Annotated in this window: 12 protein-coding genes; 3 read left to right on the top strand and 9 right to left on the bottom strand. The window is 34.6% G+C overall.

Going from position 1 to position 12,475, the window contains the following annotated elements; all coding sequences use genetic code 11:
- Positions 1–130 precede the first annotated feature (130 nt).
- Both A6E04_RS02235 and A6E04_RS02240 read right to left on the bottom strand, forming a co-directional pair.
- On the bottom strand, positions 131–682 hold the full coding sequence (locus A6E04_RS02235; RefSeq protein ID WP_017021711.1) for a sugar O-acetyltransferase: 552 nt from the start codon (positions 680–682) through the stop codon (positions 131–133).
- A 121-nt stretch (positions 683–803) separates the two neighbouring features.
- Positions 804–2,180 (bottom strand): MATE family efflux transporter, encoded by a 1,377-nt coding sequence (locus A6E04_RS02240; RefSeq protein ID WP_065609702.1) that lies wholly within the window; start codon positions 2,178–2,180, stop codon positions 804–806.
- A gap of 207 nt (positions 2,181–2,387) precedes the next feature.
- Between A6E04_RS02240 and A6E04_RS02245 the strand changes: the two genes are divergently transcribed.
- Positions 2,388–2,831, top strand: coding sequence for a dCMP deaminase family protein (locus tag A6E04_RS02245; RefSeq protein WP_012552207.1), 444 nt, complete (start codon positions 2,388–2,390; stop codon positions 2,829–2,831).
- A gap of 236 nt (positions 2,832–3,067) precedes the next feature.
- Here the strand turns inward: A6E04_RS02245 and A6E04_RS02250 are convergent, their stop codons facing one another.
- Positions 3,068–3,649 carry an acyl-homoserine-lactone synthase gene (locus A6E04_RS02250; RefSeq protein WP_017021709.1) on the bottom strand — a complete coding sequence of 194 codons (582 nt, stop codon included), beginning with the start codon at positions 3,647–3,649 and terminating at the stop codon, positions 3,068–3,070.
- 304 nt (positions 3,650–3,953) lie between these two features.
- Here A6E04_RS02250 and A6E04_RS02255 point away from each other — a divergent pair, with 304 nt between their 5' ends.
- Complete coding sequence (locus A6E04_RS02255; RefSeq protein ID WP_422614042.1) at positions 3,954–4,625, top strand: helix-turn-helix transcriptional regulator; 672 nt, start codon at positions 3,954–3,956, stop codon at positions 4,623–4,625.
- Positions 4,626–4,688: 63 nt separating this feature from the next.
- On the opposite strand, the gene luxG is transcribed toward A6E04_RS02255, so the two are convergent.
- The 6 genes from luxG to luxC all read right to left on the bottom strand — a co-directional run bounded on the left by luxG (position 4,689) and on the right by luxC (position 11,115).
- Positions 4,689–5,396, bottom strand: a complete 708-nt coding sequence (luxG, locus tag A6E04_RS02260; protein ID WP_017021706.1) for a flavin mononucleotide reductase LuxG — start codon at positions 5,394–5,396, stop codon at positions 4,689–4,691.
- Positions 5,397–5,417: 21 nt separating this feature from the next.
- Positions 5,418–6,539 (bottom strand): long-chain-fatty-acid--protein ligase LuxE, encoded by a 1,122-nt coding sequence (gene luxE, locus A6E04_RS02265; RefSeq protein WP_065609704.1) that lies wholly within the window; start codon positions 6,537–6,539, stop codon positions 5,418–5,420.
- Positions 6,540–6,617: 78 nt separating this feature from the next.
- Positions 6,618–7,598: a luciferase subunit beta gene (gene luxB, locus A6E04_RS02270; RefSeq protein WP_023602905.1), complete on the bottom strand. Its 981-nt coding sequence runs from the start codon at positions 7,596–7,598 to the stop codon at positions 6,618–6,620.
- A 38-nt stretch (positions 7,599–7,636) separates the two neighbouring features.
- Positions 7,637–8,701, bottom strand: a complete 1,065-nt coding sequence (gene luxA / locus A6E04_RS02275) for a luciferase subunit alpha (RefSeq protein WP_017021703.1) — start codon at positions 8,699–8,701, stop codon at positions 7,637–7,639.
- 46 nt (positions 8,702–8,747) lie between these two features.
- Positions 8,748–9,665: an acyl transferase gene (locus tag A6E04_RS02280; RefSeq protein WP_065609706.1), complete on the bottom strand. Its 918-nt coding sequence runs from the start codon at positions 9,663–9,665 to the stop codon at positions 8,748–8,750.
- A gap of 16 nt (positions 9,666–9,681) precedes the next feature.
- Entirely contained in the window at positions 9,682–11,115 is a 1,434-nt protein-coding gene (gene luxC / locus A6E04_RS02285; RefSeq protein ID WP_065609708.1) for a long-chain-fatty-acyl-CoA reductase LuxC, read from the bottom strand.
- A gap of 596 nt (positions 11,116–11,711) precedes the next feature.
- Here luxC and A6E04_RS02290 point away from each other — a divergent pair.
- Entirely contained in the window at positions 11,712–12,458 is a 747-nt protein-coding gene (locus A6E04_RS02290) for a LuxR family transcriptional regulator (RefSeq protein WP_017021700.1), read from the top strand.
- Positions 12,459–12,475: the final 17 nt, after the last annotated feature.

Consider the following 12,475-nt stretch of genomic DNA (forward strand, 5'->3'; position numbering starts at 1 on the left):
TATATTCCTGATTTGCGATTAGGTCAATAACTATATTGACCTAATTTTAAACGGCTGTTAATAAAGTTATATATAAATTCATAATATAATATTTATCGGCAAGTTAACCTCAAAAATGGCGTATATACTGTTAATTTTGATCGAGTCGTTTAATTAATTTTGCGGGTACTCCACCATAAAGGCAGTCTGCAGGTACATCATGATTAACGACTGAATTTGCCGCAACGACCGATCGAGCCCCGATGGTGACGCCTTGGTTTATTACGACACTGCCTCCGATCCACACATCATCTTCAACAACGATTGGCTTGCAAAAAGTCTCCCAACGTCGACGACTTTGATAATCAAGCGAGTGTGATGCCGTATAAAACTGAACATTAGGCGCAATCAATACATTATTACCAATGGTTATTGAGCCTCCATCAAGCATGATCACATTCATATTAATAAACGTTTGGTTACCAATAGAAATCGTTTTACCAAACTCACATGAGAACGGAGATTGAATAACGCTTTGACCAAATTGAGTAAACAATTCACTAAGTAGCTCACTGCGCTTAGGTTGATCCGTTGCTTGGTTAAACGCAGATAAGGTTTGAGTGGCGCGAGTTCTAATGGCATCTATTTCAGGATCACCACCATTAAATATCTGTCCATTTATCATTTTCTCAAACTCTGTCATTTTTCTTCCTTAATCAAAAAAATCGAATAGACCTATGGTTAAGTCTATTCGATTAGAGTTAAATAAAAAGAGTACAAACTCGAATAAAAAACTTCCTATTTTTATTCTTTCTTTATTCTAATCACACGTGGTTTGTGTGCTGAAGAATAGCCGCTAATGGCATTGGTTGTATTATTTTTTGTGTTTTTAAATGATTCCAAACCATTGGCGCAATACAAACTATCAACGCGATGTTTGAAATTGGCATGGCTAGCCATACTCCATCAATACCAAACCATTTAGGTAGTATAAGTAAAAATGGCAATTGAATAATAATATTGCTGATTGAGATCACCATTGCCTTCTTACCTTCATTCACAGATAGGAAATAAATCGTCACCAACACAATAATGCCATCTAAGAAAATAGCGAATAAATGGTAACGAATACCAACAATGGTTTCCGCAATTAATGATTGATCACCATTTGTAAATAAAGCCGTCGTAAATTCTGGTGAAATATTCAATATACCGACCCAAGCAATGCCTGTAATTGTGACCCACTTGAGTGCCAATTTAAATATTTGGTACACCTTCTTGTTTTCTTGTGATCCAAAATAGTAACTGATCGGCGGCTGTGCGCCTTCCGCAATGCCTTGGGCAAGAAGGTAATACAACATAAATAGGTAGCCAACTATCGCATATGCCCCGACTGTCGTTGCCGAGCCATAATGCATCATTAACGCGTTATGCATAGCAACCACAAAACTGCCGTACATATACATAACCAATGCCGAAGAGCCTAACGCTAAAGATTGCTTTGCCTTATTACGAGAAAACAACACTTCTTTCATCGTCAATTGAATACTTGAGCGCTTAGTAAAGAAATAGTGAATACCAAGCACTGTAACAACCGCTTGTGCAATCAAAGTGGCTAATGCAGCCCCTGATAACCCTAAGCCCATCACGCCGATAAATAGATAATCCAGTACGATATTAATTAATGCACCAACCACCAATAAAAAAGTCGCTACATTCGGTGATTCATCGTTTCTCACCAGCATTGGTAAAGCCGTTGCACACGCAGTAAAGAATCCACCAAACATTAAGACATTGATGTAATCCACCGCAAACTCAAAGTTTTTACCTTCAGCACCTTGGGCATGCAAAATATTTTCAGCCAAAAAGACAATACAAATAATCGCAATAAGGCTTAATATGACGAGTAACCAAAACCCTGTCGTTAACGCGACTTTCGTTTTTTCTAATTTATTTTGGCCCCGATAAATAGACATAACACTGCCGGTTCCCATGCCTATCATGACACCTAAAGCGCCTAATATGCATATTGCTGGCCACGCCATATTAATACCAGCCAGTCCTTCAAATCCGATATAGTGACCCACAAAGATCCCATCGATAATTTGATACAGTCCACTCACCACCATTGCAGCTATAGAAGGGATGGCATAACGCCAAAAAGTACGAGTAATGGATGAATCTGCATGAAATGTTGTCATAATTTACCTCAGTAACAACAATGAATTGAGGCGATTCTATGACAGTATTTAAGATTGAAAAAGTTGGTATCCATCCGGTTTTCGGATAGATTGAGCGTTATTAATAACGATTGATGCTTTACGCTTATTGACAGTCACAAACTGTGTTATAAGCTTATGATATAGATAAATTTATATTAGTTAAATACAGAGACAAAGGGCTGAATTATGGTTTCTAAATGGGCAAAACGATTTTTCCAGATGGCTGAATTAGTCGGTTCTTGGAGTAAAGATCCCTCAACACAAGTGGGTGCTGTGATTACAAAGCACAACCGCATTGTGTCTGTTGGCTTCAACGGCTACCCTCATGGTGTATCAGACAGCGCAGATACTGATGATCGTGAATTAAAGTATTTAAAAACACTTCATGCGGAAGAAAATGCGATTTTATTTGCTAAGCGTGATTTAGAAGATTGCGATATTTGGGTAACCCATTTCCCTTGCCCTAACTGCGCGGCAAAAATCATTCAAACGGGTATTTCAAAAGTGTATTGCCCAGAGCAAACGGAAGATTTCTTATCTCGTTGGGGTGAGAAGATTCAGATCAGCCAAGATATGTTTTCACAAGCAGGTGTAGAAGTCACTTGGCTACCGCTCGATGCATTAAAATAAAAAATCGGATAAGTTAATTACTTATCCGATAATTTTTACCCAATTAACAAAAATATAATTATAGAAATAAACACAAAGAATATCTCTTTGTTTATCTAAAATTATTCTGTTAAATATTACTTCTACTTTCTTTATCTAAACTATTAGAGAATGACAAATAATAAATCGCCACAATTTATTAACCACAATAATTTACTAAAGAATTATTTTTATAGTTATGCCAACTTACGTTATTATTATATTAATACAGCCTTTTTAAATTGTTCATTAATCGGCATTGATAAAACAACCGATTTTGTTTCACCTAATAGGTGTACTTGTTCATCGCCAATACGGTGACAAGGCACTTTAATTCGCTTTAAAAAACGCTCAATTGCTGTCGATGTTACTGTTACATATTCAGTAATACCATGGCTTATTGCGTGTATATAGATTGCCTCAAAAAGCTTCATTGTGATTTCGCTTGCTGACTCATTCATTTTGGAACTATGTTTTCCAACAGCAAAACGACTTAATTCCACAACGCTAGGATCGTTTGGTGCAGCTTGATCACCAAGTAATTCAGGGAATACTGTTTTCAACATATAATCACCTGTCGTTGGAATTAAACGCCAGCATCCATTTACCTTTTCTGCATCATCACAAGCGTATATATATGCCGCTTCAGAATTATCATATTGATCGGATTCAAGATCATTTTCTGAAAGTAAGTCCCACTGTAATCTTTGTTTAAACACTTGATAACGTAGACTAAGTATTCCATTGTATTCATGGATAGGAATAGTAGTAAACTCGGATTTTCTTATCATTATTGTCATCCTGACCCCCTTTAATCTTTTAACTGACTATAGCAGGCAAATTTCCTCCTTATAACCTGTACAATATTACAGGAATGAATCTTATTTTTAGAGCACAAAATCATCTTTAATGTGTGAGCAAAATCGGATTTATGACGAATTATTCTCTCTAATAATTTAATTTAATGTTATATACAATATTAACACTTAATGGGTAATAACACCGCTGTACCGTCAAGTAAAGGACATAGATTTGAACCTAGTCAACATAAACGTAACGCTTGAAATCATCAATAAAATTCGATTATCTCAAACCAACAACGACATGAGTTTATGCCTACAAGAACTAACTAAGATACTTCATTGCGAGTATTATTTATTAGCTATTATTAGTCAAAAAACCATGATCAAATCTGATATTAAAATTTTAGATAACTACCCATTATATTGGCGAAACTATTACGATGAAGCAAATCTTATTAAAGATGACCCTATTGTTGATTATAGCTTTTCTCATCACTCCCCTATTAATTGGAGTATTTTTGAAAAACAAAAAAAAATGAGTAATCAAATAAATGTGATTGAAGAAGCTAAAATATCAGGGTTATATTCTGGATTCAGTTTCCCTATTCATACAAAGGATGGGGGATTTGGAATGATAAGTTTTGCGAGTTCTCAAAAAGAAAAATATATCGATAACCTTTTTCTTAATGCCTGTATGAGCGTTCCCTTAATTCTTCCTGAATTATTAGATAGCAATCAGCGAATAACTAAAGAAGAACAACAGGTACACACAAAGTTAACAAAACGAGAAAAAGAATGCTTAATTTGGAGTTGTGAAGGTAAAAGTCGATGGGAAATTTCAAAAATATTAGGTTGCTCTGAACGAACGGTTACCTTCCACTTAGCAAACTCACAGCTAAAGCTTGGAGCAAATAACCGCTGCCAAAGTATATCAAAAGCGATCTTAACAAGAGCAATGAACCCGTTATATTAATAATAGGATCCGACTATGTAGAATAACGCAGTCGGACTTCTAATTTTCATATTCAGTTCTTGATTATATATACGAAAAAGCATCAGCAAACATTTGATCTGGCCTTGCATTTTTTTCTAATATCAATTGCTCTTTTACTGCCTTAGCCATCATGAACGGGCCACACACATAAATATCAAATAATGTTAGATCCGCAAAGTCACCCATTACCGCAGAAAGAACCGTTCCTTTTTTTCCTAACCAACGCTCTTCACTATCTTCAATAACCACTGGCACATAGTGCAAATTACTATGCTGTATTGATAATGTTGCCAATTCACTATCTGCATATAAAAAATCACTATTTTTCACTCCCCAATAAATGTAAATTGGCTGAGTGAATCCTCTATTCAAACAATTTTTTAGGATACTATTAATATAGGAAAGCCCTGTACCACCCGCAATTAATAGTAGTGGTTTACTGCTATCATCACGTAACCATGCTTCGCCGTGAGGTGCATCAATTTCGATATTCTTATTTTTAATTAAAGCATCTACAAAAAATTCCATTGCATCTAATGAACTACTTTTATCGGAACTACCAATATGTAACTCAATAGATCCTTTTTCTGTTGGGCAATTTGCAATCGAGAATGGTTGTTTTTTATCATTTAAATCAATAAATAGGTATTGGCCCGCTTTAAAGTCGATAACATTAGCTGGTGTTATATATACTTTGTATATATTGTTTTTTACTGATTCTATTTTTGATACTTTACAGTTAACTCGCATATATAATCCTTATCTCGTTATCTATTTCAATGTACTTGCCATAGAAAGAGCGCACCCTTTTTGAGCTCGAGTATTTAACCTTCTTACTATTTCAATCGTTGTTCCTGGGTATGGATCTGGTGCTTTAATATGGCGAATAATACCGACATCATCCGTCACAATAAAAGCAGGATAACCAGTTGATGATGCATCCATATAGCTCAACAACCCTAGTTCACCATCAGTAACAGGCTGTAATGTCTCAGGATCAAGCGCTCTAGCGTACACCCACGGTGGTACTCGCTTTCTTTGAAATTCATCTTCAAAAAAACACGTATTTAGCTCAACTTGATTAAATGTATCGCGAATTTGATTTACATTATCTAACTGAAAGGTATCCATCACCATTTGATTAAAATCATTACGATTTAAAGACTCATTTTGATTCGACTTCCATCCCCCACCAGTAATGACATGTAATCGCTTCCCAGCATCGAATTTAATATTATGCTCATTCATGTATTTGCATAAGAGATACACAAAATAAGGAGGGCCAATTAAGCACATATCTTTTTTTGTCTTATAAATACGAAATAAGTGATGCACGGTTTTTTCGAAATCAATATCATCATCATTCACGGTAAACTCAGTGGGATAAAGTAACTCAACCAGACTCATCACATACTTAAACCAAACATTATTAGTATTAAAACGATCAGGGCCAAGATTAACTAATTCCATTTGATGCTCAAACCAATCACCGACATATTTCATTCCAAAATTAACAGAACCAAGTAGACGTTCAATACTAAGGCGATCGCGGGCAATATGACTTTTAATACCACTAGTGCCACTGCTCGTATACCAGTTTTCAATTTCATCCTCACCTAATGTATGCAGTTTTAAATATTTAAAAACAGAAGTAGGAAAGACTGGAATATCATCAATTGAATGAATATTTTCACTCATATGTTGAGTTGTACAATATTCCCGATACTCTTTACTTCTATTGTAATGATAATGAAATGCCTCTCGAACCAGTTTATTTTGAATCTCTTTCTGCTCTTCAAATGTCCATTCTTGTGGCGTACTCATAAATATAAGATCATCAATTTCTGAACTTGCTATAATGTTATTTTTTTCAATCGTTGCTTGACTATTCATGTGACTCCTAAGCTATTGAAGTAATAAATATGTATAAAAGAATGGCAGAGTTAATTCTGTCATTCTTTTTATATACTCTTAAGCAAGGTTTTTAACTATTTTTTGATTCACCATATCAATAACGTTTTTAACATTATTTTTATCTAACATTGATTCAAAAGAGAGTAGAATAGTCTTTACGCCTGTTTTTTCAATGGCAAGTTTCGTTGATTCATAATAATCATTATAAGTACCAATTGCGTTTTCTTTAATGATTGTCTTTATTTTTTCTTCATGATCAATATTTGGATACGTTTCAATAATGTAGTCATGTACATATTGTTTTACTTCTTCACGAGCAACATCACCATTTTCATTTAAATTAACCATCAGCGTTAATTGATGTTCGATATTTGAAACATCGATACCATATTGTTTTGCGGTTTTATTATAAAGTACCGAATAACTTTCTTTAATAACAAGGCTATCTTCCCACTTAAACGTTAAAGGCAATGCTTTTTTAGCTGCCCATGAGACCACTTCTTTACTGGTTGCAACCACGTATTGTTTAGGTCCATTCTCACTAAAACAGTGGGGGTTTATCGACACCTTCGGAAAGTCATAAAAATCATTCTGAGGATGGCAATAACCCGTCGTTAATGCCTCATTTATAATCTCATAACAGGCTTCAAATTGTTGCTGTCTAGAGACTAAGTCACGTTTGAAGAAGAGCATTTCAAAATCATTTTCACTGTCACTCAAACCAAGAATAAAACGGCCTTCAGACATCTGATCTAATAAACTCGATTCTTCTGCTACACGTACAGGATGATGAGTAGTAATCACTTGGTTTAAAGAACCAATGTGCAGTTTATTTGTTAACCCGAGTAAAAAACCAGCCGCTGTAATTGGGGCACCAACGATACCATTAAGAGAAAAGTGATGTTCATTAATAAAAACAGTATCAAAATGATAATCATAAGAATCAACGAGAGCGATCGTATTGATCATATTATCGAGTGTTTCTTCTGAAGTAGATCCATTAGATTGAAAATTGAGGAAAAATAATCCAAATTTCATAATGTATTCCTTACTATATTAAATTTAAGTACGTATCGTTACTTAGGGTCTTTCAGAAAAGGGGCAACTTGTGTCATAAAACGATCCATAGAAGCGACAATTTCATCTTCGCTGCCATTTGCTTCAAAGCCACAGGTAATATTTGTAATGCCCGTAGCATCAATGTCTCGTTGAATGATGTCGATACATTCTTTAGGCGTGCCTACCGGATTAATTTCATGACTATAATCCACACGTCTATTAGTATTAGTGTGGCCCTGTAAAACAAAGTCTCGCCACTGACCTTTGTGGTAATCGTAGCCACGAGTTTGATTACTATCTTTAAATATGTTCGTCGCATTGACATAAGAGTCATACCAATTAGCGAGGAATGATCGGCACACTTCACGAGCTTTATCTCCATCATGATCAACGGAGCAAATAAATGTCATCGAATGGTCAATAGTCGCTATATCGTGTCCATATTCTGTCGCAATTTCATTATAAAGTTCCATTTGAGCTTTTTTTTCATTGGTTCCAATAATCCAACTTAACACCATGGGTAATCCTTGCTTAGCTAACCACTCGGTTGTACTGGCAGATTCAGCCGTCATGCACGTTGCCACTTCTTTGGAATACCCTTTTGGATAAATATCAACATCAGGAAACTCAATATATTCATTATTTGAACTTATCATTCCAGACTTCAAACTTGTCGTTATCATCTGATGAAAATGTTGTGTTATTTCGCGTGAATCTTCCATATTGACGCCAAACACTCGGAAATCTTTATGATATAAACCTCGGACAACCCCAAAATTAAAACGCCCCTTGGACATTTGATCCAATAACAAAACATCTTCAGCTTGTCGAACAGGGTGAGCCGTTGGTATTACAACGCCCATTGTTCCAACATTCAGCGTTTTTGTTCGGCCAAGTAAATTAGCAGCGGCAACAAACAGATTACCGGTAAGACCAAATTCAGTAAAATGGTGCTCAAGAATCCAGTAAGTATCAAAACCAAGTTCTTCGGATGCAACACCGAGTCGAACAAAGCGATCCATCACTTGTTTATGGCTTTCACCTGGTGGCTGGTATGAAAAACAAATATTTCCGAACTTCATAATATCTTCCTTTATTTTTATTGAATGGTTTATTTAGCTATGATAATTACGCGAATTCTAGAGACTCATTTTCAATTTGATTTTTTAATCGACGCTCTTTTACAGTCACGCTCGTTATGTCTTCGAATCGTGGCTCTGTCATATTGACATCAAGATCCAACGAGCCATGGTCTAAAGCGATGGCCGCTTTAGTTACTGACTGATAAAAATTTCGTAATACGACTAAGTTCTCACCTAAGTCATGAGAGCTACCAATTAAAGAATAAAGTTTACATTTCTCTGAATTAAGGCTAATAAGCAGATCCAAAACTTCACTTTGCTTGACCCAATTATCATCATTAGCAGTAAAGGCAATAAATGGAATATCCAAATCTTTCATTTTATTTATCGTCGAGCCTAACGTGTCCCATTGGTGCTTAAAGCAATCCGTAACAAAAACTTCTGACCCTAAATTATGCCCTTCAAAATCAAGATCTTCTGGTAGTTGTTCAATTGGCAATTGCAGATAATCGTATTTTAGAGCTTTCTCCAACGTATCACGAAGATTTACAACCCCCACAGCGGTCACCAGAAAGGACAAGTCAATTTCATTTGCTATTTCATAAGCAATTCGAGCAGATAAACTGGCAGCAATAAGGCCTAAATTTTCAATATTACGTCCTTTAAGCCAGTCTATTACTGTTAATAAACTGTCTTTACCAATCGACATTGAAAATTCATTAATGTTACCGCTACTTAATCCAACATGATGAAGAGAGTCATAACGAATAACATGAAATCCATTACTTGAAAGATATTCAGCCAATCCCGCAAAATGATCCATTCGCCGAGCAAAACCAGAAGCAATCAGAATCGTATTATTCTTTTTTAATGTATTTTCTTTGGGTAATGTTTCCCAAACTCGAAGCGTTTTATCATTTTCAAGGGAGATAACATGATCAATTGTTGAGAATATAGTTTCCATATAATTTCCTTTTATATTAAGGGACAAAGACTAGAAATTTATCTTCTTCTAAATAACGTGTTTGTTCTATTTCGACGGCAACATCTTTTGTTGTGTGATTGAACGGCCTTTCTTGTGATACGTAGTTAACAAGATACTGCAATGGGCGCATACCATCATGCGCACCACCAACGCGGAATATATTATTCATACCAGATTCAACAATACGTTCAGCCCCATGCTTAGCGAGTTTGTCTCTGTATTTAAATGATGACTCCCATGGAGCAATTGAAACGGTTTGTGTCGTATTTTTATTAATGAAAGGAAGAATATCTTCAATACTAGAAACCTGATGAATATATACCGACCGAGATAATGGTTGATTCCCAAACGCATCTAAAGGAGATTGAATAATTATCCAACTTTGATTTTCTCCTTTTCTAACTTGATAACCCGCAAATAAACACTCTTTCTCAGTTAAAGTGAAAGCGGCTTTTTCATCAAAATTTTGACATCCTTTAGGTAATATTTTGGCATACACATTTAATTTTTTTTCTAGTTCATCAATAAAAAAGTTTAATTTATTACCTATGTAATAAATGTTTTGCGTAGAAAAACACGCTTGTTGATCATAGAAACAGATATCATGAGCAACGCCTGTCGCAGCGGCTGTTATGTCTTCAGGATCATCAATGATGCTCAAACTTTTTTTAGGCCCAAATTTCACAATATCGACATGATGTGGCGAATGCTTTACTGCCCATTTAATGGCTTCACCCCCTCCCCAGGCAACAACAACATCAGCATGATTCATTATTTTTTTCGGCAATGACATATCTTCATTATGTGACCAGTACATTACTGACATTGAACGAGTAATAGGGTGATCGGCATTAACATCGATAAAACTTGAGACTAAAGCGGTAGCAGTAAAAGGATCAGTGGAAGACGTTTTAATAATGCATTCATTCTTAGTCAAAATAGCTCGAAGAATGGAGGTAACTCCAGATAAGGGGACATTACCTGCCAGCAAATGTACTGATTTTCCTTTTGGTAATGCTTTAATATAACAATCCCCTTGAGGGATCCACTCATCAATAATATGCAATGATCCTAAGTCATGTTGGACAATGTCATATAAGGCACTTTTAGAGCATAACAACATGGCAATCCAATTCGCTTCTAGTTTTGCCATTTCATTTGAATAACCAAGAAAATTTTTCAAATCTCGAATATATGCCCGTCGACGAGTATATTCTTCACTTCTCCATCGCTGCCCAACCGTATATAAAAAGTTAACTACTTGATTTAATCTTAAATTATTAATAACGTCATTATCAATGATGCTTTTAATATGATTATCATCAACAATAGAAATGGATACCTTAGTATCATTTGTTAATATTAACTCTCTCAAGTTCCCTTCATCTTGAATCACACCGCCGATGATAATTGGAATTTTTTTAATCATTTCATTCCTTATTAATATATTTAAAATAATGTTAAATTTTTATTAAATGACTAATTTATAACTGTTTAAAAATCAACTGAGACTTAAAACACAACGAACCGATTGATAGATTAAGTAAAAATCTAATTTTTTATTTATCTGATTTTTACTAAAGTAATTCGTTAATTAACAAACACGATGATTATCAAATGCATATACTAGAAAAATTATTTAATTTAATCCTTTGTTTAAAGCTTGATGGAGAATATTTATAACCTACTTTTTAAGTCATTGTCATCACTCTGCTTCCTTATTTTAGAAAACTATAGCAGGGTAATTATTTAGGTAAACCTGTATAACTTTACAGAGTATCACTTCTAATTTAACAACATAAAACGACATTAAATATGGAACAGAAATCACACTTAAATGTTAATGTAGCGTTATTTCATTGCGTAAATAACAAAAAAACAACAAAACAACAAAAAAACGCGACATTGATCACATCTAAGATATTCATACAACATTGTTCATTTAATTTAATGCTATAAGCTTTTTATAATAACAAATATAACAAGAAGCAAGATAATAATAACCGTCAGATAAAGAGAAACGTAATGAACTATATCGCTCCTCATGACACATTAAAAATCATCACTAAAATAAATTCATCAAGCAGTAATGATCAAATTAATCAATGCTTAATAGAAATAGCTAACATTCTTAATTGTGAATATTATTTATTTTCTATAATTTCTAATAAATCCATGATAAAACCAGATGTGTTGATCTTGGATAATTATCCACAAAAATGGCGTGATTATTACGATAAAACCAATTTAATTAAATATGACCCTATTGTAGATTACTGCTTTTTTAATCACTCGCCTATTCTTTGGGATATATTTGAAAAAAAAACACTCAAGACAAACAAACCTAACGTAATCCAAGAAGCAAAATCATTAGGATTATATTCAGGGTTTAGCTTTCCAATTCACTCTATAAATGGAAGCTTTGGAATGATTAGCTTTGCTCATTCAAATAAAAAACAATCTACTGACTGTCTCTTTTCTACGGCTTGTATGTATATACCCCTTATTATCCCAGCTCTTTTAGATAGTTATTACCGGATTAACAAAAATGATACTGACTCAACTCATTATTTAACAAAGCGAGAAAAAGAATGTTTAGCGTGGGCTTGCGAAGGGAAAAGTACGTGGGAAATATCGATCATTCTTGGATGTACTGAACGTACTGTCGCGTTCCATTTGACCAATTCACAAACAAAACTTGGCACTAATAACCGCTGCCAAAGTGTATCAAAAGCAATATTAACAGGAGCGATGAACCCAGCGTATTCATAACCTTGCTTCCCTAATTT

Source organism: Aliivibrio logei (assembly GCF_001691055.1).
GTDB classification, from domain to species: Bacteria; Pseudomonadota; Gammaproteobacteria; order Enterobacterales; family Vibrionaceae; genus Aliivibrio; species Aliivibrio salmonicida.

What these genes read in the sequence shown, in the direction of transcription:
- A6E04_RS02235 (WP_017021711.1), bottom strand. Translation starts at nt 682, where the DNA reads ATGACAGAGTTTGAGAAAATGATAAATGGACAGATATTTAATGGTGGT.
- A6E04_RS02240 (WP_065609702.1), bottom strand. Translation starts at nt 2,180, where the DNA reads ATGACAACATTTCATGCAGATTCATCCATTACTCGTACTTTTTGGCGT.
- A6E04_RS02245 (WP_012552207.1), top strand. Translation starts at nt 2,388, where the DNA reads ATGGTTTCTAAATGGGCAAAACGATTTTTCCAGATGGCTGAATTAGTC.
- A6E04_RS02250 (WP_017021709.1), bottom strand. Translation starts at nt 3,649, where the DNA reads ATGACAATAATGATAAGAAAATCCGAGTTTACTACTATTCCTATCCAT.
- A6E04_RS02255 (WP_422614042.1), top strand. Translation starts at nt 3,954, where the DNA reads ATGAGTTTATGCCTACAAGAACTAACTAAGATACTTCATTGCGAGTAT.
- luxG (WP_017021706.1), bottom strand. Translation starts at nt 5,396, where the DNA reads ATGCGAGTTAACTGTAAAGTATCAAAAATAGAATCAGTAAAAAACAAT.
- luxE (WP_065609704.1), bottom strand. Translation starts at nt 6,539, where the DNA reads ATGAATAGTCAAGCAACGATTGAAAAAAATAACATTATAGCAAGTTCA.
- luxB (WP_023602905.1), bottom strand. Translation starts at nt 7,598, where the DNA reads ATGAAATTTGGATTATTTTTCCTCAATTTTCAATCTAATGGATCTACT.
- luxA (WP_017021703.1), bottom strand. Translation starts at nt 8,701, where the DNA reads ATGAAGTTCGGAAATATTTGTTTTTCATACCAGCCACCAGGTGAAAGC.
- A6E04_RS02280 (WP_065609706.1), bottom strand. Translation starts at nt 9,665, where the DNA reads ATGGAAACTATATTCTCAACAATTGATCATGTTATCTCCCTTGAAAAT.
- luxC (WP_065609708.1), bottom strand. Translation starts at nt 11,115, where the DNA reads ATGATTAAAAAAATTCCAATTATCATCGGCGGTGTGATTCAAGATGAA.
- A6E04_RS02290 (WP_017021700.1), top strand. Translation starts at nt 11,712, where the DNA reads ATGAACTATATCGCTCCTCATGACACATTAAAAATCATCACTAAAATA.